Raw genomic sequence first — 21,963 nt, 5'->3', positions numbered from 1 at the left:
TCGGCGGGATTCTAATCAGAAATTCAAAAAAGCGGTTATTCCGGTTTCAGAATCTTCTTAACGCGCCACAGCTCAGCAAAAGCTTCATTCATTTCTTCCTTAATGAGCTTTTTCTGAACGCCGTAAACTTCTCTGTAAAGCTTGGTTTTTTCTTCGCGCGGCGCATATTCTTCATCAACCACCAGAATCTTCTCAAGTTCCGTAATAATCTCCTTCACGTCTCCGGCGGCATAAGCGGCAAAGAGGCAGTTCGTCACGACCGCGCCGCCTTTGTTCTTATAGCGCACGACTTCCGCGTCCAGCATGTCGGATTTAATCTGATTCCACAGCGAGTCGCGGCTTCCGCCTTCCGTCACGGTAATACGGTCAAGATTGACACCGGCCGCTCTGTAATAGTCGCAGATCTCCATGTAGTCGTATCCGATGGACTCCAGAACAGAGCGCCACATCACCGCCTGATCGTCTTCAAGCGTCAGTCCGAGAAAACATCCGCACTTCTTCGCGTTCTCATCCTGTCCGCCCGTCAGATACGGAACAAAGAGTACACCGTTGGAACCGGCGGGGACTTTAGCTGCCCGCTCGCTCAGATCCGTGTAATAGACCGCGTCGTTCGCCTTGTGGCAGACCGAATCCTTAAACCATCTGAGCGCAAGACCGCCGGTGCGGATCATGCCCCAATAGAAATAGGTATCGGGAAGAGATCCGGAATTAAAGATGAGATTCATACCCTTTTGGCTGAGCTCCGGAATAATCCCTTTTGTAGAGACACAGAACATCGCGCAGGTACCTGCGACGTCCACGCCCTTGCCTGCTTCGTAGTTGCCGGAGCCGATCATGGACTGCATGGTGTCGCCCGCGCCGCCGCAAATCGGTGTACCCGCGGCAAGACCGGTTTTTTCTGCCATCTCGGGCGTCAGATGCCCGATGATGTCCCAGGGCTTCACAATACGCGGCATATAGCGCTTATCAATGCCGAGAATCTCAAGCTGCTCGTCCGACCACTCTTTTTTCATGACGTTGTAGCCCATACCCCAGCCGGACATGGCGCCCCAGTCAATAAACGCGTCCTTGCCCTTAAGCCCCGCGAGATGCGCGAGGATATACGGCGCGTTGTGCATGAACTTAACGCCCTGCTGCTGGAACTTGGTGCTGTTTTTCAGGAACCAGCGCGCAAACATTGCCGGGAACATAGTCGAGGACTGAGGGTTGCCGGTTTCTTTATTCCAAATATCCAAGTCCAGAGAATTGATATAGCGAACGTCCTCTTCGGTTCTGGTATCCAGATAGTTCACGTAAGGCGTGATCGCGTCGCCCTCTTCATTAACGCCCGCAATACCGCAGATAATGCCGTCGCCCATCACGGCCCGAATGTCTTTGGGATCGTAGCCGAGCGCCTTAATGTCTTCCGTACAGCGCTTGATGCATCGAATGGTGATATCCAGAAATTCATCCAGATCCATTTCTACCCAGCCGGGATTCGGATAGCGAAGAATCGTAGGAAGACTCTGAGAGGTCAGATTATTGAGGTTTTCGTCATACACCGAGACTTTCACACTCTGTGTACCGGCGTCAAATCCGAGATAAAGCTTTGGCATCCGCTGCTCCTTTTCCCATGCGTTTGAGGTATTGGATTTTCATCAATCTACCTGCGTTATGGTACACACCGAATCACTTTATTTACAAGTGTATGAGCGTTTATCCGAGTTTGGTCTGCGCTTTAGTCATTCAAATCCGCTCAGCGCCTTAACTTTTTTCTATCAGTTCACACCGCAGATCTTTGCCGATTCAAAGTCTGTCAGCCGCTCATTCGACGTGCAAAAAATTGGCTCAATTATCTCGCAGACAATCAGGGAACAGGACAACAAAAAATAATCGTCCTTCTAAGCGTCTATCGGTGCTGCCGGAGCCGCTCACTTCGCGAGCGCGAGCAGAATGACGCCCGCAAGCATACAGACCACCCAAAAAATCTTATGCGCGGTGATTTTTTCTTTTAGGGCCGCCGCGCCAATGAAAAGCGCAAGCAGCATCGAAATCTCTCGAGTCGGTGCGACATAAGCCAGCGGCGCATACAGCAGCGCAAAGAGTACCAGCAGGTATGCGGCAGGATGAGCCGCGCCGATAAAGAGCGCGTATTTCCAGCGCTTCTGCAGATCTTCCTTAAAGGCCGCTCTAGCAGACGGGCGCAGTAAAACCGACGGCCCAAGAAAAAGCAGACGGACAAACATTCCGGGCACGTAATAGATAAGGGGCGCCATTCCGAGAAGCTGAATCGCAAACCCGTCCAGACTGGAATAAGAAGCGATGAAGAATCCGGTTAAAAGCCCCCAGAACACACCGCTTCCCAAACCGCCTTTAATCGTCTTGTCCTTGTTCGGCATCGCTAAAAACACAATACCGGCAAGGACTGCGCAAATCCCGATGACGCCGAGCGCGGAAAGCTCCTCTCCAAAAACACAGACCGCCACTAAAGCCGTCAGCGCGGGTCCCGTCCCTCTCGCGGTCGGATACACCACGAAGTAATCCGCCTTTCGGTAGCCGGTCTGCAACACAACCGTGTATATGACATGCAGCAAAGCGCTTAATACAATCAGCAGTCACCCTTCGATCGGCAGGCGTGTGAGCTTATTGAAGTCCGCAAAAAACAAAAGCGGAAAGTAAATCAGAAGCGCAAAGATTTCGTACAGAAGAACAAATTCAGAGCCGGCTGCGCTCTTTTTAGAAACGAAGTTCCAGCGCGTGAAGCACCGCGGCCAGAACCACCAAGGCAAGCGCTGCTGAACTCATCAGTCCTCATAGTCAATCGGATCTTCACATCCGTTGGCACGGAACGCGGCAAGACGATCAATACAGGTCGCGCATTTGCCGCACGCCTTCTCCCCGCCTTCATAACAGGACCAGGTAAGATCATACGGAACGCCGAGTTTTAAGCCCTCAGCGACCACCTGAGCTTTGTTCAGACGATTAAGCGGCGCATGAAGCTTCACCAGCTCATAGGTGCCGATGCTGATCGCGCGTCCCATGGACTCGTTAAAGGCGACAGAGCAGTCCGCATATGCGTTGCCCGCCGCATCATCGGCATGCGCGCCGATCCAGATGCCGCATTCTTCTTCCGGATAGAGCGACTGGGCCAGCGCGGCTGCCGCCGACAGCATCAGTCCGTTTCTAAACGGTACATAAGTCGAGACTTTGCCTTCTCCGTCACGCGCGATCTGATCGGCGTAACTCATATGCTCCGGCTTCTCTTTGCTCGAAGAAAGCAGCGAGCAGTCGCTGTAAGCAAAAATGGACGTTAAATCGTATACGTAATGCGCCAAACCGTAGAAGTCGGCAATCTTTTGCGCACTTTCCAGCTCCTTCTCGTGCCTTTGACCGTACTTGAAGGAAAGTGTGACGACATTTGCGGAACCGAGTTCGTTGACCGCCATTGCGACGCATGTTGTGCTGTCCACTCCGCCGCTGCTCAGAACTACTGCTTTCACGATGAAATACTCCTATGAAACTCAGCGGAAATTTTAGACCTTCATTACAAACTAAATAGGCGAAAGCCCACTTTTTTAGGGCCTTCGCCTTTCGTCAGCAAGACTTTTAAAGGTCTTACTTCAGCTCTTTAATGCTGAACTTGATGTCGGCAGGGAATCCGCGGACCATGTCGCCCGGTTTAACACCTCGGAAATTGTTTTCGAGATCAACGCCCGCTTTAACCGCCTGAGTCAGTGTCTCAAGCACGTTTGCGCCGCAGCCGTCGGTGTTCACTAAAAAAGCGGCGTCGGCAGCGATCGCGTTTACGGTCGCGCCGCCTTTAAAGCTGCTCATCGACGCGCATGGAAGCAGTTTTTCTATCTGCAGAACGGCTCTGCTGCCCGCATGGACTGCATTTGTGTTGCCGTAATTTCCGTTGGAGTGTCCGCCGGGGCCTGTGATCGAGACTTCGTAGGTCGCAGCCGAAGCGCCCGCGCTAAAAAGTCCGAGCGCGATAAGAATGAGAGATTTTTTCATAACTGTCTCCTACTTATAAATGTCTTCGGTTGTTCTGTTTCCGATCGGTCCGACAAGCGGCTGAACCACTTTGCCGTCAGAAGTATTAAAGCCCGCGTTCATCAGTCCCATCAGAATCATGCGGTAAACACGTTTGCCTTCATCTTCGCCGTTTCCGGGGATTCCCCATTCGTACCAGGCATGCCCGCCGCCACCGCCTGCGTTCGTGCCGACGTTGATATTAACGGTGGGTACGCCGACCGCGGCCGGAACGTTGTCATTCAAAGAAGAAGCTCTCTCGTTGAGTTTTTTTCTTTCATCAATGCCGACCGTTTTAGCTGACTGCCAATACGCCTGCATTACACCGTCGTTGTAGTTCTTTCTCTGATGCGCGGGACGATCTCCGAACCAGACCAGTTCCATCTTCACCGCTTTCGGATCCGTATTCTTCAACCCGAATTTAGCGTTTTCCTCGTCCCTCGCTTTTTGGAAGACCGGTTCGATCTTGGCGCGAATGTCGTTTAACGGTCCAGGTGTCGGGCTTCTCATATCCACAAGCAGCGTGCAGGACTGACTGCGCTCGCCGGGTTTTGCCTGTTCGCAGCTGCCGACTCCCACGGTGTAGGTTGTTCTTTCCGCTTTCTTATCGGCATCCCACGATGTTTTGAGATTCGAAATTCTCTCAATCGCACGTGACATCGCCATCATTGCCGAAGGACCTTTTGCGTCAATTTTGAGGCCTGCCGGTTCCGTGTACTTGATTTCAAAACGGTAAGAACCGAGATAATTGACCGTACCCGATTTTGGAGAAGTGCTGTCCGCACCCACGTTCGCTACAAAGTTAAGGGCATTATTGCCTTTGCCCGTGTCCTGGTTATAGCCGTAGAGCTGCTTCATGCCCGCAAGATTGCCTTTGCCTTCTTCACCCACGGTCCCGCAGACCCAAACGTCATAAACCGGCTTAACACCGTATTTGTGCATGAGATACGCCATCTGCATGACAGCGGCGGTGTTGATCATCGCGTCGTTATAGCCCGGCACATAAATTCTGTAGGCGCCCTCTTTCTGAGCTGATTCGTAATCCTGATAGCGCTTATAGGCTTTGCGGTAGTTTTCATCTTCAATGATTCTGCCCTTCTCATCAAAGTGCAGTTCATCCGCAAGCGCTTCAAGCTCTTTGGGCGTCTTAACGAGCTGCTGAGCAGAAGGCTGCAGCTTTACCGGCATATAAGGCGAGGACTCCGGCGGAAGAACCGGCGGATTTACCGTATCAATGTGGCCTTCAAGAAGAACTTTCGGAAATTGTCCTTTATAGGACTGCGCATCCTTTTGAGAGGCGTAGGTACCCGGGATACGGACACAGGCGTTGTACACAGGAAGCCCGTCAACCTTTTGAAGTCCCGCGCCTGGCAATACACCGTCAAGGCGTGTGACAACTTCCTCAGGCGTAAAGCCCCACTCCTCAACAAAGCGGCGCATGATTTCTTTCTGGCGACGCATTTCGCTGCGTGAAGGAGAAGCAATTCGCGTAATTTCCATCTGCGTGTTAAAGCGCCACTTCTGACCCTCGGGGCTCATCGCCTCTTTTAATATTTTCTGCATAATCGGATCAGAGCTGATCTGAGCGGCTGACTGCTCGGCCTGGGGGCTCACCTCAGGCACGGCGGCCTGAACCGTCCACGCGGCCGCCAGCAGCGAGGCCAATAAGGTATATTTCATCGGCATTGTTCCTCCTTAGTAAATACCGGTTATGCAGGCATTCTACTAGGCCTGTAAAAAAAGCTAAACCCCCTGGCATGCACATGCTTCTTTTAATGCTCTTATTATTTAAAGGCTATGTAAGCTCAAAAGTTTGTCTTATGAAACTTCTCCGGTATCAATGCAAATTCCACCCGCCTGAAGTTTTTTCCTGTTTTTTACACTTTTTAGCTAACTAAAAGCCTCATGAGCCCCGATGGGCTCTTATTTTTGCGCTTATTTTACTATTTACTTCTACGTATTACCTGTAGTATAATAATAGAGGCTTTATCAAGGTACGTACTCATGCACTACAGAATCGGATTCAGCTCTAAGAAAGAAAGCGCCAGTGTTTACATTGAATGCTCGGTAAGAAAACCGGGCGTCAACCACCCGGTACGAGAGATTGTTAAACGTCTTGGAAAGAAAAAAGATCTTCTTGAAAAGGATCCAAACGCACTTGAGAAGATTCAGTTGGAAGTCGACGAGATGAACCGCGGTGTCCAAGGCAGGAAATTTGTCTCGACACCGGCCACTCTGGAGAACTTAAACTCTGAGCTGGCGGAGCTGATGCAAAATCAAAGTCTAATGAAAGATGCTCGATTCGATAACCGATGCGCCGGGTATCTTATCCTCAAGAGTATCTACGATGAATTGAATCTGGATTACAAACTGAACTACATTTCTAAGGATGCCGCTTTCAAGTATGACTTGGCAAAGATAACTAAGGATCTGGTGCTTCTCAGAGTCTTAAACCCTGCCTCGAAGCGGCGTTCCTCCGTTCACGGTCCGGCTGAGTATTTAGGCTTTTCCTCGGACAATGTCAACCACATCTATAAGTCCTTAGATGTTCTATGCAGGAACAAATCTGCAATCATTGATTACGTTAATAAGCAGTTTGGTAAGCAAGTCCCGACAAGAAATACAGCTGTGTGCCTGTACGACATTACGACATACGCATTTGAAAGCACAGACCAGGATGCACTTCGTGACTTTGGATACTCGAAAGATAAGAAGTTCAACGAGGTACAGGTGGTGATGGCTCTTGCCACGGATCAGCAAGGATTACCGCTGGATTACTCTCTGTTCAAAGGAAATCAGGCGGAGGCGGCAACCATGGTGCCCTTCATATCCGAGCTCAAGAAAAAGTTCAAGGTATCAAACTTTACGATTGTCGCCGACAGAGGCTTAAACAGCAAAGCCAACATTGACGCACTGGTTAAGCTTGGCAATAACTACGTTCTATCCTCAAAGATCCGAGGCGCCAGTGAAGACATCAAAGCTCAGGTACTTGACCCTGAGGGGCGCAAGCCGCTGATCCGTACAGGCAGTGACGGTGAGGTCATTGAAGAAGGCTGGTACAAGGAACTGCATGTTACGGAGCCGATTCTTTATAGATATCCGAATTATGTCTTTGAGCAGAATGATGAGAAAAAGCTGGAGGATTTAGAAAATCAGCTCAATCACAAAACAACTAAGTCGGCAAAGAACGTTAAAAGCACGATCAAACGCAGATACATAATCACGTGGACTCCGTCTCGCGCCGCCAAAGATAGAAAGGATCGAGACAGGCTAATCAGGAAAGCCAACTTGCTGATAGCGTATCCCTCCAACATAAAAGCCAATTTCAAACGAGGCGGAAGAAGCTTTGTGATTGTGGACATGCAGCTGGAGACGGCCAGACTGGACAGTAATCTCATTGAAGAGCAGGAACAATTTGACGGAATTCACGTCGTGGAAACTTCCTTGGACTCTCCCGCACAAGAAGTCTTAGCGATTTATGGGAATCTGTGGCGTATAGAAAACAGCTTTAGAAACCTGAAAAGCTCTCTGCAGGCAAGGCCGGTTTATGTTCGACTGCCGGAACATGTCAGAGGTCACTTCTTAACCTGTTATCTGGCGCTGTGCATCAGTAGATACTTAGAGCATAAATTGAATGAAGCCGGCAAACATAGGACTCCGGATGAAATTGTCCATAGCCTAAATTCAGCCAGAATTGCATTGATTAATCCGACCCCAAAAGTTGAGTTCTACGGGACAAGCGGATTTAATGAGACAGTTGCGGACATTATGTCCGTAGTCGGGTTAACGGTCCCTGACACATTTGAACAGCCCTGTACACTCAGGAGAAAGCTGAAAGTCTTTGCTGCTATGAGAGACCTATTTACCTCTACTACGACAAAAAATAAAAAAGAGAAACCCTAGAAACATTGATAATACGGGCTTCAAGGTTTTTTTATGACTCTAAAAGTGTAGAAAACAGGTGCACATGCTTCTTTTAATGCTCTTATTATTTAAAGGCTATGTAAGCTCAAAAGTTTGTCTTATGAAACTTCTCCGGTATCAATGCAAATTCCACCCGCCTGAAGTTTTTTAAGCTGACGATCAGTTAAGATAGGCATATTGTTGGTATCGGGACTGATTGAGTCTCGAGCAAATGATGAAAGAATAACGATGCTGGCACCTGTTCGAATGATAGTTACATATCCTCTCTACTTTGCTTTGGAAAGAGCGGTTTTCTCTTCCCAGACGTTCGAGAAGACTTGGTCTAATTTAAGGCCCAAGCTTGAGAGAGGCGTCGATCTGATCGCTCAGGAAGTTCATCCGCAGGGCGGAAGCTTCGTCAGACGTTATGTCTATCAGGAACCTGCAATCAAGAGAATCTGCACCGAATGCTTCCACGAGATGTTTTCCAACGAAGTAATGATGCTTCTTACTCAGGTTTCCTCAATTCGCAAAGACATTAGCAAGCGACAGAAACAGATCATTGAGTGGGAAAAGGATTTAATCGCCGCTCCTAAAAAAAGCTGGAACCCGCTTAATTTTTCTCAGAACAAGCTGAAAGAAAAAATCTCGCAGGGAAAGGCGAAGATCGCATCCGACGAGAGCCGTATTGCCGAACTTTCCAAGAAAGCGCTTAACTCTCTGCACGCCCGGGGCGTAAAGATGGAAAGCGGTCAGCTTGAGAGTCTGCTTGAAAGCGTGGACGGAGAAGATATTGCATCCGTTCTGTCGGTTGCCGACGTGGTCAGCCAAATCTTCAGCCGTTTGGAAGCGCAGCTCTCTGAAAGCAGCGCAACTCCGGAACTCTCCAAGACCTACGCCGGTTTCTACATGATGTGTTCCAGACTTTATCTGGAAGCCATCAATCGCGCACTCGACAGAATCGGCAAGGTCTACCTGAAGCAGATCGCCGGCATCGAGCAGCAGGCATTCCGTCAGATCAACAAGGCCGAGGAAAAGCTTGCCCTGCCCGATCTTGCGGATTCTGCCCGCACAACGTTAAAGAACAACGTAGAAATCAACCGTCAGGTGCTTGAAGTTGTGAAGTTCTATACGCGTCATCTGAATAAACGCGCTAAGGAACTGATTGAGCTGCAGACAAAAGCGACTGTTAATTACGAAATCGCGCTCAACACCTTCCTCACCATGAAGATCGGCGCTTCGTTAGCCGACTGCATCTCGCAGGCGGAAAAGGACATGGCACAGATTTTTGAATTTGAACCGCCTTCTCTGTCCCAGCTTTATGATGCCGGCTTTAAAGAGCAGTTCAAAGCGGTCACTAATCAAATCCGCAAATAAACTTGAGGGGCTCAAATCGAGATCCTGATTTTTTTACGCTTCCGATACCTTAACCGAGTCTGTAGGCGCACCGGGCGTTCGCAGTAGGATGTATGCATGACGTTAAGGAGGTATTCTCTAATTTCAAGCAGTAAAAAATGCCGGAACAAAAAACTCATTCCGGCACCGATCGGCGTTATCGTCTGAGAATAAGCAATAGCGCCGCTGCTCCAATTATCGCAAGAGAAATAGAGCCTTCAATGTTGACAACAATGTCACCATTGACGGATAATCCCTCTAACACGATAAGGAGCAGAAGTAGTCGTGTATTTTCAAACGTCATACGACTATCCTCCTTATTTACTGGGACTCTTCCCGCACCGGCTAGTGCAGGTCGAGTCCCGTGTTTTTCTCCTCATAAGAAAGTCATCTTCTTTCCAGAAGATGACCCCTGACCTGAAATATTGCAGAATCTAGAGCCTCTAGCAGAGGCTCAGCTTTTAATCTGAAGGCATCTTCTTTAGAAGTCTGTCTCTTCTTCGTCGTCTTCGTAGACCTGCGCCTTTTCGGGCTCTGCATCAGGAACCGGAACCCCGAGGGCTTCAAATAACATCCGTCTTTTCCCTGCGATTTCACCGAAGTAGTAACCTCCGCAGAATCTGGTCTGCATTACATTGTTCAAAGAGTCCAGAACTCTGCAGTCACTGTCATACACCATCGGCAGACTATTATTCTTTTTGCACTCCTCACTGTATTTTCTCAGCCTGGTTCTGACAATCATCGCAATAGAGGTTGCCAGGAACTGTACAAACGTTTTACCAGTCAATGATTCGTTGTCCGAGACTCGATTTCTTGAGCAGCCCAAGCGGGATTTGAGTGTTTTAAATGTATCTTCGACTATCCAGCGTTCCTGGTAAGCGCACCAAGCTTTTCTAGCATCGGATATTTCGTCGCTTACCAGTACCCGGTAGCCTTTGTAGCGGAGCTTTTGATCCACTTTTTTATTGTCGACGCTGTAGCTGACCGTGCCGTCTTTCTCATGTTTTACAAACACCTCTTCTAGTAATGTTTGTTCGTTTTCATCGAGAGACTTACCGGCGGCCATCTTTTCGCGTATACGAATGATTCTCTCAAACATCCCTTGTCTGGCATTCTCAGCAATTTGTCGATCGAAATAGATATGCCAGTAAAGCTCCGCAGTTTCCTGCGTCTTTTTTGTGGATCTCTGACCCGTTACAGGATTAGGTTCATAAATCCAGCTGATCTTCTTTGTCACCTGAAAGACCTGAGTAAACCAATCCATTCGATTTAAGTCCTGGAGGTTAACTCTTTCTTCATCAATGAGCTCTTGGGTAAGGCTGCCTGATATTCCGCACTTCATGTTGAACAGAAAGCCAACTTTATTTCTCAGGCAGTCATTGATGTTTTTTGTACCGCTGTAACCTCGGTCAGACACAAGAACAACGTTTTGGATGCCTAGTCTGGAGTTGTCAGCAATGACCTGCCTGACGGTTTGTACGTCCGGAACGTTTCCGTCGTAGGCTCGATAGAAGATAGGCAGTCCGCTTTTGGACTCGACCAACATCAGCAGATTAATTTGAGGAAGGTTGTCCTCGTCTTTATTCCTGCCTCTTTCTACATTTGGCAGCTTATTTGCGTAGCTCGAAATGGAGGTCGAATCTAAAGCCAATGTCAGCCTGTCGTCGTCCCCATTTTTTTTCTTCTGCTCTATTAATCCCTCCTGGATGGCAGAAAAGTAATTTTCTATTTGTTGTTTTTTGATTTTCCTAAAAACTCTGCCTATTGAGGAAGGATGCAAAGCCCCGCCCCATGGAAGACGAGTCGCCTCGGCAAAGGTCGGATATTTAGAAATATTGTTGTCCTGATTGAGGATTATGAAGTAGGCAATCGACAAAACTTTTAGATAGTCTCGGCGCTGTGGGAAGGCCCTTTTAAGAGCTTCTCCGATAGGAGATTGCGCAACGAGCTGATCCAGCGCCCACGTGGCTCCCGCATGCAGTTGTTTGACATCCATTGCTTGAGAAAGAGTAAAACCGCCTTCACTCACCGCAGTGAAGATATAGTCTTTGCCCTTGCGTTGGCAAATAAAATCCCTTAATTCAGGGCGCTCAGCTAAAAAGTGTTCGTCCCAGCGGATTCGGCCTTCCTTCTGGCCGGAGGTAACAGTACCGACCTTCTTGAAGCTAACTCGATAACTTCTCTTTTTCTCGGAATCCCACTTATTTTTATAGGTGTAAACGTAATAAGCCGAAGGGCTCTTTTTAATAATGAGCGGAGGCAGTTTTGGCGTATTCATAATTACAATCGATTATCTAATTAGGTAATCTAGTATAACACGAAAAATCATTTTATTCCACTGAAATAAAATGATTTTTTGTGATTTTTAAATTTTTAGTTCTCTAGTTCTGCAATTTTTCAGCCTGACTTTTTCCTATGGACGTTTATCTTGAATACGGCCGTTATTTAAAAATCTCTGATGCGGAAACGTTTTGGCCGTTAATAGTAAAGCTTGACTTGCTCATGTATTTTCCTTCAAACCATGGATACTTGTGATCATTTAAAAGAGCTTCTAAATAAGTTCTTATTTGAAGATATGTGAGGTTTGTAAACACTAAAAATTTGCACTCTTCACCTGAGCATGAAGTCGGATATAAAATCCAATATTTACCCTTGGTATTGGTCCACATATCAATTTCCTGCCACGATTCAGCATGTGAACCGTGTGCACTTAAATAGATTACATCACCGCTGTCCGAAGTATTAAGCAATGGGCTGCCAAGTCCGTCCAGATAGTTAAAAATAAAGCTATAAGTTCCCTTCTTAAGCAAGTCATCCCTCCTGTCTTTAGCCTCGTAAATTCTTCCCCAACCCCCGTGGTTGCTTAATTGTTCCCATTTTTTTAGAAGACAGATTTAACTTATATTTACTTTATATTATACTTAGGTTTTACTTTTATGATATAATGAGTAAAAATCTGATTCCGGAGAGTCTATGCCTACAATTACTCTGCAGCACTACAAACGAGGTTCTCACTACTACGCCAGCATCATCGAAACCTTTCGAGACCCGGTTACCCGCAAGAACTCTTCTCGGACTTTGGAAGCTTTAGGAGATATTTCTGAAAAAATGAAGGAGGATCCAAACTACCTTCAATCTTTAAAAGACAGAGTCAAAGCTCTGCGCTCGGATGCCTCACGTGCAGAACAACTCCAAGAGGCTGCGGTTCGGCGGATTGCGCCTGCGGTTTCTGATTCTTCGGCAGCTGCCTCAGCTCCTCGGCTGCATTACGGGATGGCTCCCATACGAAAAGTCTGGGAAAAGCTTGGCTTAAACGCATGGTTCCGTAAGGCCGGATACAACAGAAAACTTTCTTGGGATTTAGATTTGGCCGTGTTCTATCAAGTGGCCAGCCGCATTCTCAGTCCCATGAGCCGGCGGGGAATGAGAAGACAATGTCCGCGCCATTTGTTCAAGTTTGACTCTGTATCACTGGATCAACACTACGAAGCTTTAGACATTCTTGCTGCTTCTAAAACGACCATCATCAAAAAACTTGATGAAGCTGTATCCAAGGAAATTGCGCGGGATTGTTCCTTAGTCTTTTATGACGTAACCACTTTCTACTTTGAGAGCTTTGAACCTGATTGTTTACGCGAAAGAGGCATGAGTAAAGAGCACCGGACTCATGAGACACAGGTTCTTCTCGGTTTATTAATTGATCGCTGCGGCATTCCTCTGGACTATGAAGTTTATCGCGGCAATACGGCAGAAGTTAAAACTTTAATGAAGGTTGTTGAGTCGTTCCGGCAGAAATGTCCGCAGGGCAAACCCATCGTTGTGGCTGACAGAGGACTTAACAGCAAAGAGAATCTTTCCAAGCTGATTGAAAACGACTGTGCCTTTATCGTGGCGCACAGTCTTCACCGGCTCAGCAGCAAAGAGTTGGATAACTTGTTTAGCGAGGACGGCTGGAAATATAAATTTGATTCAGAAACAGGCGAGATGTCATGGAAGATGAAGACAATGGACTGTCCTGAAGCGGTTAAACAAAATGAATTCTCTCAACCATTCGAACGGTGTTCTCAAGTGTTCGAACGCCCCCTCTCATAATAGTAGCTAGCTAATTGTTCTGCCAGTTGAGTACGGTGTTCTCACTGGTTCGAACGCTTAGCATGTTTCAGTTTTTTCCGTTGGATTGTAGTCTGAGGTCCTTAAATTTTTTAGGGACAATTTATGGAACAATCTTCAATGGAAAAGATCAAGAAAATTGCAGCTCTGCTGAACTTGAATCAACCGTATTCGAAAATTGCAGCTTCCGTCAGCGTATCGAAGTCAACTGTCTCAAAATACGCAAACCAGATCAAAGCATCCGGCTTGACGTACACGGAGATCGAAAAGACTGATTCAGCCGTATTGGAAGAGCTGCTGTGTTCTCACATTGACGCAAAGTACCGAGAAATCGATACAGATCACGTCATAACTCAGCTTGCAAACGTCAAGTATGCAACCAGACAGCTTCTTTACGAAGCATACAAGGCATCTGACCCTAGCAGCGCCTGCTCGTATCCGACGTTCTGCCGTCAAATAGATAAGGCAATGAAAGCTAAAGCTCCGAAGGAGGTTTATACCAACTTGGAGCGAGTACCCGGCGGCTCGATGGAAATCGATTTTGCCGGCGAGCTTATCAATTGGGTCGACAAGCATGGGAAAAGCCGCAAATCCAAACTGTTTGTTGCCACAATGACATTTAGTCAGAAGATGTTTGCCTGCGCTTTTGACGATGAAAAACAGCACTCCTGGATGCAAGGGATTGTCAAAGCCTTGGAGTTCTTCGGCGGCATTCCAAAGACGCTTATAGTCGACAACGCCAGGAGCCTTGTCATGTCGCATAAGCAAAGCAGAATCGATTACTCTCCAATCCTGACCAATCTGTGCGAATACTACCGGATCAACACCTTTGCTTGTCGGCCGCGAAGTCCAAAGGGCAAGAACCGCGTAGAAAACAGCGTTTTACACTTCTATCGGCATGTGATAGCGCCTCTGTCGATGCAGGGTCCGATAAGAGCGTTTGATCTGTCTGATCTGAACGAGCAGATTCTTGAGAAGGTACGTCAGTTCAACGAGCGTCCGTTCACAAAGAATCGCCAAAGCAGTCGCGAAATTGAATTTGCGGCGCACGAGAAAAAAGCGCTGGCAAGTCTTCCCATCCTTGCCTTTGAAGTCGGCCAGGGCGTACGCATGAATTTATTTGTTAATTAGTGAGGTTAACGCCTCCAGAGCTGCTGTCGGAGACTGCAGCTTAGCCATGATTCGCTTCACGCTTTTAGCCTCTTTGCCGGTTTCGGTTTCCTCTTCTTTTTGAAGTTTTCTGATCATCCCGAGCGCCCATTTATTCAAGAGGACTCTGTTTTGCAGATAGTTGGCGTTTTTGCACTGTGTTCTATCTTGGTAGAAGTTAACATCCAGGACGTAGTGGAGGTCATTTTCAATTCCCCAGTGACGTCTAACGGCTCTGGCACATTGTTCTGCGATATGGGCATTCAAGAAGTTCAGGGAGCTAATGTAGTAGCGATCAAGAGAACTGATCTCGCCGGTTGTCTTGTTAACGCTCTCTGTTGTAGCTTTAATGATCGTGCCCTCATCCAGCCCTATCCACTTCTTCAATAAGGCTGCGGGCAGGCAACTTCCGGGAAGGACCGAAATCTTTCTTGTCTCGATTCTTCCATGTCCGAGTTCAACTTTTTCGGTCTCCAGCGTACGGGTTTCGGTGCGGTCCACGAAGCTTAACTGCATGTCATAAAACAACGATTTGTGGTTCTGTTTCACCGCAAGGCAGTAGTCTGCCTTTCTTTGGATTAAAGCTGAAGCAAACTTTTCCTGCGTATTGAGTGCATCGGCCGTAACAATACATCCTGCCAAATCGAGTCCCTCAACCATGGAGGCGGCGTGCGTGATCTCATTTTCCTTGCTCCCGATGAGCTTTTGTCCTAAAGCAATTCCATTTTCAGTGTCATAGAAGGTAAGGATGTATTTACCGGCTCTTTCTGCGCTTTTTCTGGAGGCTTTGACCGCTTGACCGTCCACTGCAACAATTCGAGAAGTAAATTTATGAAGCAGAGGTTCTACAAGTCTGCCGTAAAAGCTTTGGAATTGTTCAGGATCTATCAGCATAAGAAGACGCCGAACGGTATCGTGAGAAATATCCTGCTTAGGAAAGTCTTCAAATGCTGTTTCCAGGGCTGCCCGATGGTTGCTCCAATAATCTGCGATTTGCACACAACTTGTCTGCCCGGACAAGGAGCTGAGCAAAGCGACTAAATACACGTACGCCAAAGGATATTGAACCTTCGCAGCCTGACGAGGGTCAACGACTTCATTGGACAGAATTTCAGAGGTTTTGTTAACGATTTCTGCAGTTGAAGACTTAACCTCCTGCTTCAAGTCCTTGATTTGTTGTTTGAGAAGGTAGCTTTTGGCATAAGTAAATACGCCGTTAACGATCGTACCGACCTGGGTGCGCTGTTCACGAGATCTTTTGTGTTCCTTACTGTAGTAATAAGTGGACTTATAAACATAGAAGCGTTGTTGTTTCTCGTTCCAGTTGACCTTGCAGCCTTGCGGGATAAGGTCGAGGATTTCCTTGCTGACAGCCATCATGCCACCTATTAAATTATAGACATATATATTATATGCTATATTTCAAAAAAAGTCAACCGTTTTTGTCGACTTTTTAACGAGTTAAGGATGTTTTGTTAAAAATTTTGTGCGTTCGCCCTGGAAGTCGGCAGCTGGAAGTACTTAAAGGTTGACAAAGGGCACTGTATCAGGCTCACTGAGGACTGTGGTCATCGTTACAGCGTTCCTGCCAGCCACGTAGGTAAAAGAGTCTCCGTGCTGAAGACAGCCGAAAATGTCTTCATTTACGACATTGAGACCGCCGTCTGCATTGGCAAGCACAAGAGATTGCTTGAAGCTTCAGGCCAGAAGACGCACATTCTGCCTGAGCATCTGACGGCAAAGGAAAAGCACCAACGGCTCAGTAAGGATGAATGGGCACAAGAGCTGATCGACTGCGGCTACAACGAAAGTACGGTTGTAAACGTCTTGGAGATCAAGTGGGAATCCGATCAAATGAACGCCCGCAGATTCTGCTCCTGCCTAAGGCGGCTTGCAAAAATAGGATCGAACCGGCTTGCCAATGAAGCCCTCGGCGTTGCGCTCGAACAAAAGTTCCTGAGCTACAGCTTTATCGAGAACTTTGTGAATATGCGAAAGAAAGAGCTGCTTATGGGCTTAGATAATTCCGACAAAGACCAGGACTATAGGACTGTTGAACATGAAAACATCAGAAATAACTACTCATGATAAAAAAATTCTGCGTCTCAGCGAGTTGTGCAAGAGGCTGAAAATGCGTGCCGCTTATGAGCGCTTCAGTGCGATTCTTACTGACCCTGACGCCTGTCAAATGCCTTTGCTTGACTGCGTCATCGAAGGGCTGGAATATGAGGTTGAAAAGCGAGACTCGAATGCACTAAACCGTCGTCTTAAAGAAGCAAAAATCTGCTTGCCAAACGCTCGTCCTGACACAATCGACTTCAGCATTGAAAGAGGATTAGATAGAAATCAGGCAGAGGCGCTCCTCACGATGCAGTGGATGGAAAGGCACCAAAACATCATTATTACCGGAGCTGCCGGATGCGGTAAAACCTTCCTTGCGTGCGCCTTAACTAATCAGGCCTGCATGAAAGGGAAAACAGCAAGGGTAGTCAGAATACCCCTGCTGCTTAACCAAATGTCTGCGTCACATCAGATCGTCGAAACATACTTCAAAAAACTCAAGGAGTATAAAAATGTTGATCTGCTAGTCCTCGATGACTGGGGCATCGGACAGTTAGACGCCAGATCCAGAGAGGATCTGCTGGAAATAATAAACGAAAGATACATGTACGCAAGTACTATCGTCACAAGCGTACTGCCGGTCAGTAAATGGGCTGAATATATCAACGACCCGACTTACTCCGACGCAATCCTGGACAGACTCGTCAGTGTCTCCCACAGAATCGAAATGTACGGTGCCTCAGTCAGGCAAATGGAACAATATGGAGGCGTGCAGAAATCCTAAAGGTCAATAGAAGAAGTTAATTGCAGGGCCAAACGCGTTTTAACGCTTGTCGCCGCCTGTTTTTAAGGCCGTTAAGCAGTGTGCTTAACGGCCTTTGTACAGCGTATTAAAGAAGAACGGCGTCAAGCCACTTTCGCGGCATAATGCTGTAACCTCGCTGGCGCTCCGTTACAACTTATCCCACGTTGGCTTGACACCGTACGTGCTCGCAAAATCACTGCAAACAACTATAAAAATAGCTATCACAAAATCTTGTAAACTACAGGTCGGCCCAACGGTTAAAACTGAGCGTTCGAACCTGTGAGAATTTGATTTACCTATCAACGTTGACGCATCAGCCGACACTGAAAATTAGCTCCGTTCGAACGCTGAGAATCGTCGTTCGAACCATTGAGAATACCGTTCGAATCGTTGAGAGAAATCAACAAAAAGAATCACGAGAGGTTGTTAACCCGCGTTTGATAGTGACTTGGTCGGCTAAGCGGTATGCCCACGACATGAAGGAATTAAATTTGCAATGGGAGCAAGCCAAGAAGATGATGAGCGCCGGCAGCGGCAGAATTGATGCCTCATTTAAACGAGGCTCGAGACAATTTCTGAAAAGAGTAAAGCAGTCGGATCCGGATAAAAAAGCTCAAGAGGAGCGTTATGAACTAAACCGTGAGCTTTATGAACGGAAAATAAGATTTGCAGGCTATTACGGGTTGATTACTTGCTGCGAAGACTTAAGTGATGAGCAGATTTACTCGAGACTGAGAGAATTATGGAAGATAGAGAACTGCTTCCGAGTAATGAAGTCAGTACTGTGTACGAGACCGATTTATGTAAGAACAGAGGCACATATCAGGGGTCACTTTGTTGTTTGTGTTCTGGCATTGGCTTTGGAGAGGTTCATGGCATTTAAGCTTCGTGAGGCAGCTATAGAGTACTCTCCGGAGATGATGGTTGAATTACTGATGTCTCCGACAGTCTCTCCGATTGAAGGGGTAAAAAACAAGGTGAAGCTGTACCTTAAAACGGGAGAACAAGAGCTGGAGAAACCGGAAAGCAGCTACTCTAAGAGCGTGGATCTGAACCAAGAAGCCGAAAAAGTGATGGCTGTCTTTGGGGTTGAACCACTCCCAACACTCACCACCGTGGTTGACATTACAAAGCGTCTCGGAGTCAGATTGCCAATATAAGTGACTTTTGTCTGCTCAAAAAATGATATAACCCTCTGAATTAAGAGGGTTTTGTTTCATTTTTACAAACTAAAGACGAGAATAAGTTCTTATTTGAAGATATGTGAGGTTTGTAAACACTAAAAATTTGCACTCTTCACCTGAGCATGAAGTCGGATATAAAATCCAATATTTACCCTTGGTATTGGTCCACATATCAATTTCCTGCCACGATTCAGAATGTGAACCGTGTGCACTTAAATAGATTACATCACCGCTGTCCGAAGTATTAAGCAATGGGCTGCCAAGTCCGTCCAGATAGTTAAAAATAAAGCTATAAGTTCCCTTCTTAAGCAAGTCATCCCTCACTGCCGGTATGAGAATAAGAGCTACGGGCGGCAGTTCTTTACCGGCAACGTCATCAAAAGAAGTGATCGTCGACATCAGTGCGTCCTTCTCAATCTTCTTCTCCTCGTGTATCAGTTCTCCGTTTGGATCAAGCTCTGCTGTCACTTTAAAAGTCCGATGCCCCAGGTACTCAGGAAAAACAACCTTTACAGTCTCACCGTCCTTATAAAACTTTGAGCCGTCGCCTTCAACAGACTTAAAGCTCGTGCACGATATGTCGGTAAGCCTCCACGTTTTATCTTTGCCGACCCGGACGACGTAGTACTGGTTGGGTGTAGCGTTCCCGCCGGGATTGGACCTAACTAGAACAAAATCAGCTTCATCGGAAAAATGAACCTTCCCGACAAGCTCAAGATAGTAATTTTCCGCAATCGGCAAATTGGAAGAATTAAGAACGAGCTGACTCGGATCTGTTTCAAATGTTCTAATCGTTAATTTACCGCCTACGGTATTAACTTCATTGGATCCAATGCCGGTGTCTGTCTCGGCTGATGCTATCGAGGAGAAACTGAACAGTGCGGCAAACAATAATTCTTTAGTCTTCATCTCTTGCTATCGCCCTAATAGTTAATTGGCTTTGTCCTTCAGCTGACATTCCTAATTTTAATAGCAGCTTTCAAACGCACAGTAATGGATAAAGAGAAGCCCTCCTTAGCGAATAATCATCGCGCCATAAATGACACTCTCTTAAAATTCAGAGTTGTGTCAGCTTCCTATCCTCAAGCATGAGCTCTGTATATTTGTCGTCGTGGTCATGCTGAGTACCGCTAACGATACAACTAGCGTAATAATCGCACTCGTACTCTGTGTTTGCGGTTACCTCGAACGCAAAATCCTCAAAATAAATTTCTTCATACGGAATTTTTGGATAGTAACCTTTGGCGCTCAAGCTTATCGCTCCATGAACGTAATACTTAATCTTCTTAGCTCACTCTTCTCGGGGTTTACTGCTTATTGTAAAAGATTATGTCCGGAGCACTAAAATTTTTTTATCCCCTTGCTAAAACTAAATTAAACCGGCCTGCCCGCTTCCCTCACAGCCATTCGGCAAAGGATGATTCAGAGATTGTTTTTGAAGAATTTTTCCCTTTCCATCCGACAGTTACGCTGATTCTTCCAACTATAGTAAAAGGCCCCCGAACAAATGCACTTTGTTCGGGAGCCCATGTTTGCGCAGTTTCGAATTAGCCGAGTTTTATCTTCTGCCACACCTCTCGGATCGAAGGAACTGCCGGTTCTTTCTTCCGATTGTCATAGGTCGTATGCAGCAGCTTGTGCGCCTTGTGCGAGTTGGGCTCGCCAAAGAACTCGCGATACGCCTGCTGAACCATCGGGTTATTGTGTGACTGGCGGTATACGCAGTTCTCGTCCGCTTTTTCAAGCGCTTCAAATCGCTGCTCGGTAAAGTTCAGGTACTTGCCTCTCTTGCGGAAGGTGCCCCCGCCGTTCACACAGCCGCCGGGACAGGTCATCACTTCAATAAAGTCATACGAACTTGTTCCGTCTAAAACCTGACGCGCGACTTCACGAGCATTCGCTAAACCATAAACTACGCCGATCCGCAGCGTCTTGCCGCCAAGCTCAAGCTCCGCTTCTTTAAAGGCGTGGGGATTTTTGGCCGCATGGAAAGGAATGGAATTCACCTCTCCAGCGGTCAGAACATGATAGAGCGTACGCGCTGCGGCTTCCGCAACACCGCCGCTCTTGCCGAATATCACCGCTGCACCCGTACCCTGACTCATGAACGGTGTGTCAAACTCACCGTCCGGAATCGTCTTTAAATCAATGCCGCGGCTCTGGAAAAGACGCGCAAGCTCACGCACAGTCAGAACCAGATCTGTATCGGGAACACCGTCCTTAGCCAACTGCGGACGAGCCGCTTCAACCTTTTTGGCGGTACACGGCATGATCGAAATCATGCGGATCTTGGAGGAATCCTGACCGATCTTCTCGGCAAACCAGGTCTTAACCATTGAACCCATCACAGCCTGCGGAGATCGCGTCGAAGAAATGTGATCCAAAAGCTCCGGAATGTGCTGCTCAACATAGTTGATCCAGGCAGGACAGCAGGAGGTAAACATCGGCAGCTTGGCCTGGGGATCATTCAGTCGTCCGAGCAGCTCCGTCCCCTCCTCCATAATAACCATGTCAGCAGAGAAGTTGGTGTCCAAAATATAATTAGCGCCCATCATCTTCAGGCCGGTAATGATGCGCTTTTCAACATTGGTTCCCGGAAGCAGACCAAACGCGTCGCCAAGCGTTGCGCGAACGGCAGGCGCAAACTGGACAACCGTAATGACCTCCTCATCTTCCAGCAGCTCACGAGCCTGTTCGACATTGTCGCGCGCCATCAGAGCCCCAGTCGGACAGACCATAATGCATTGTCCGCAGCGGACACATAGATTCGAATCAATCCACTTGTCCGCCTGATTGACACAGACGCCCGCGGAGGTGCCGACATTGTCTATGCGCAGCGCGCCAATACCGTGAAGCTGGCTGCATACCTCAACACAGCGCAGGCAGCGCACACACTTGTTGCCGTCAAGCTGGATCGCTAAATCGGAAGTGTCAACGGTGCGCTTCGCGGTAAATTTGCCGGTGTACTGAGCGCTCTTAACGCCAAGGTTTCTCGCAAGCTGAAGCAGCTCGCAGTTGCCGTAGCGTCCGCAAGTCACGCAGTCCTGCTCATGATCAGCAAATAAAAGCTCAACCTGCTTTCTCTGAAGCTTCTTCACAGCCGACGAGATCGTGTCCACATGCATGCCGTCCTCAAGCGGCGTTTTGCAGCTGGTAAGCGTCAGCTCCTGTCCGTCAGCACGGATAACTCGCACGATACAAACCGCGCAGGTGCCCGGGGTGTGATTCAGAGGCTGGAAGGCGCAAAGCGTCGGAATAAAAAATCCCATCTTGCGCGCCGCTTCAAGAATTGTGATCTCTTCATCAAAATCAAAGGGCTTATTGTTGATATACGCTCTCATT

18 protein-coding genes are annotated in these 21,963 nt (G+C 47.5%); 7 read left to right on the top strand and 11 right to left on the bottom strand.

What is annotated here, in order from left to right; all coding sequences use genetic code 11:
- Positions 1 to 35 precede the first annotated feature (35 nt).
- The 6 genes from AC6I1F_RS05340 to AC6I1F_RS05315 form a co-directional block, all read right to left on the bottom strand.
- Positions 36 to 1,595, bottom strand: coding sequence for an FGGY-family carbohydrate kinase (locus AC6I1F_RS05340; protein WP_251450390.1), 1,560 nt, complete (start codon positions 1,593 to 1,595; stop codon positions 36 to 38).
- Positions 1,596 to 1,910: 315 nt separating this feature from the next.
- Positions 1,911 to 2,573 (bottom strand): EamA family transporter, encoded by a 663-nt coding sequence (locus tag AC6I1F_RS05335; RefSeq protein WP_497801630.1) that lies wholly within the window; start codon positions 2,571 to 2,573, stop codon positions 1,911 to 1,913.
- Between the two features lie 21 nt (positions 2,574 to 2,594).
- On the bottom strand, positions 2,595 to 2,768 hold the full coding sequence (locus tag AC6I1F_RS05330) for a hypothetical protein (protein WP_251450386.1): 174 nt from the start codon (positions 2,766 to 2,768) through the stop codon (positions 2,595 to 2,597).
- A gap of 15 nt (positions 2,769 to 2,783) precedes the next feature.
- A complete protein-coding gene (gene queC / locus AC6I1F_RS05325) occupies positions 2,784 to 3,479 on the bottom strand; it encodes a 7-cyano-7-deazaguanine synthase QueC (RefSeq protein WP_251450384.1) in 696 nt (231 codons plus the stop codon).
- Positions 3,480 to 3,594: 115 nt separating this feature from the next.
- Positions 3,595 to 3,996 carry a peptidase dimerization domain-containing protein gene (locus tag AC6I1F_RS05320; RefSeq protein WP_251450376.1) on the bottom strand — a complete coding sequence of 134 codons (402 nt, stop codon included), beginning with the start codon at positions 3,994 to 3,996 and terminating at the stop codon, positions 3,595 to 3,597.
- 9 nt (positions 3,997 to 4,005) lie between these two features.
- Entirely contained in the window at positions 4,006 to 5,700 is a 1,695-nt protein-coding gene (locus AC6I1F_RS05315; protein ID WP_497801629.1) for a zinc-binding metallopeptidase family protein, read from the bottom strand.
- A gap of 318 nt (positions 5,701 to 6,018) precedes the next feature.
- On the opposite strand from AC6I1F_RS05315, the gene AC6I1F_RS05310 reads away from it, so the two are divergent.
- Both AC6I1F_RS05310 and AC6I1F_RS05305 read left to right on the top strand, forming a co-directional pair.
- The gene (locus tag AC6I1F_RS05310; protein WP_497801628.1) at positions 6,019 to 7,917 is read left to right on the top strand and encodes an IS1634 family transposase; all 1,899 of its coding nucleotides are present in this window, start codon (positions 6,019 to 6,021) and stop codon (positions 7,915 to 7,917) included.
- 267 nt (positions 7,918 to 8,184) lie between these two features.
- Positions 8,185 to 9,294, top strand: coding sequence for a hypothetical protein (locus AC6I1F_RS05305; protein ID WP_251450372.1), 1,110 nt, complete (start codon positions 8,185 to 8,187; stop codon positions 9,292 to 9,294).
- Positions 9,295 to 9,793: 499 nt separating this feature from the next.
- Here AC6I1F_RS05305 and AC6I1F_RS05300 read toward each other — a convergent pair whose 3' ends face one another.
- Entirely contained in the window at positions 9,794 to 11,590 is a 1,797-nt protein-coding gene (locus AC6I1F_RS05300; RefSeq protein WP_497801627.1) for an IS1634 family transposase, read from the bottom strand.
- Positions 11,591 to 11,753: 163 nt separating this feature from the next.
- Positions 11,754 to 12,122: a hypothetical protein gene (locus tag AC6I1F_RS05295; RefSeq protein WP_497801626.1), complete on the bottom strand. Its 369-nt coding sequence runs from the start codon at positions 12,120 to 12,122 to the stop codon at positions 11,754 to 11,756.
- A 163-nt stretch (positions 12,123 to 12,285) separates the two neighbouring features.
- On the opposite strand from AC6I1F_RS05295, the gene AC6I1F_RS05290 reads away from it, so the two are divergent.
- The gene (locus AC6I1F_RS05290) at positions 12,286 to 13,404 is read left to right on the top strand and encodes an IS1634 family transposase (protein ID WP_497801625.1); all 1,119 of its coding nucleotides are present in this window, start codon (positions 12,286 to 12,288) and stop codon (positions 13,402 to 13,404) included.
- A gap of 123 nt (positions 13,405 to 13,527) precedes the next feature.
- The gene (gene istA, locus AC6I1F_RS05285) at positions 13,528 to 14,553 is read left to right on the top strand and encodes an IS21 family transposase (protein WP_497801624.1); all 1,026 of its coding nucleotides are present in this window, start codon (positions 13,528 to 13,530) and stop codon (positions 14,551 to 14,553) included.
- On the opposite strand, the gene AC6I1F_RS05280 is transcribed toward istA, so the two are convergent.
- The gene (locus AC6I1F_RS05280) at positions 14,539 to 15,951 is read right to left on the bottom strand and encodes an ISAs1 family transposase (RefSeq protein ID WP_497801576.1); all 1,413 of its coding nucleotides are present in this window, start codon (positions 15,949 to 15,951) and stop codon (positions 14,539 to 14,541) included. The two genes, istA and AC6I1F_RS05280, sit on opposite strands and share 15 nt — an antisense overlap.
- Before the next feature lie 117 nt (positions 15,952 to 16,068).
- On the opposite strand from AC6I1F_RS05280, the gene AC6I1F_RS05275 reads away from it, so the two are divergent.
- The 3 genes from AC6I1F_RS05275 (at position 16,069) to AC6I1F_RS05265 (ending at position 18,597) form a co-directional block, all read left to right on the top strand.
- On the top strand, positions 16,069 to 16,659 hold the full coding sequence (locus AC6I1F_RS05275; protein WP_497801790.1) for a Mu transposase domain-containing protein: 591 nt from the start codon (positions 16,069 to 16,071) through the stop codon (positions 16,657 to 16,659).
- The gene (gene istB, locus AC6I1F_RS05270; RefSeq protein WP_281523620.1) at positions 16,631 to 17,416 is read left to right on the top strand and encodes an IS21-like element helper ATPase IstB; all 786 of its coding nucleotides are present in this window, start codon (positions 16,631 to 16,633) and stop codon (positions 17,414 to 17,416) included. The genes AC6I1F_RS05275 and istB overlap by 29 nt, the downstream gene beginning before the upstream one ends.
- A 308-nt stretch (positions 17,417 to 17,724) precedes the next feature.
- Complete coding sequence (locus AC6I1F_RS05265; RefSeq protein ID WP_497801623.1) at positions 17,725 to 18,597, top strand: IS1634 family transposase; 873 nt, start codon at positions 17,725 to 17,727, stop codon at positions 18,595 to 18,597.
- 69 nt (positions 18,598 to 18,666) lie between these two features.
- Here the strand turns inward: AC6I1F_RS05265 and AC6I1F_RS05260 are convergent, their stop codons facing one another.
- Positions 18,667 to 19,530 (bottom strand): hypothetical protein, encoded by an 864-nt coding sequence (locus AC6I1F_RS05260; RefSeq protein WP_497801622.1) that lies wholly within the window; start codon positions 19,528 to 19,530, stop codon positions 18,667 to 18,669.
- A 638-nt stretch (positions 19,531 to 20,168) separates the two neighbouring features.
- Positions 20,169 to 21,962: a [FeFe] hydrogenase, group A gene (locus AC6I1F_RS05255; RefSeq protein ID WP_289163791.1), complete on the bottom strand. Its 1,794-nt coding sequence runs from the start codon at positions 21,960 to 21,962 to the stop codon at positions 20,169 to 20,171.
- Between the last annotated feature and the right edge of the window lies 1 nt (position 21,963).

The organism is Parasutterella sp. St.1A3 (genome assembly GCF_059728705.1).
This window is presented reverse-complemented; position numbering and strand designations above follow the sequence as displayed.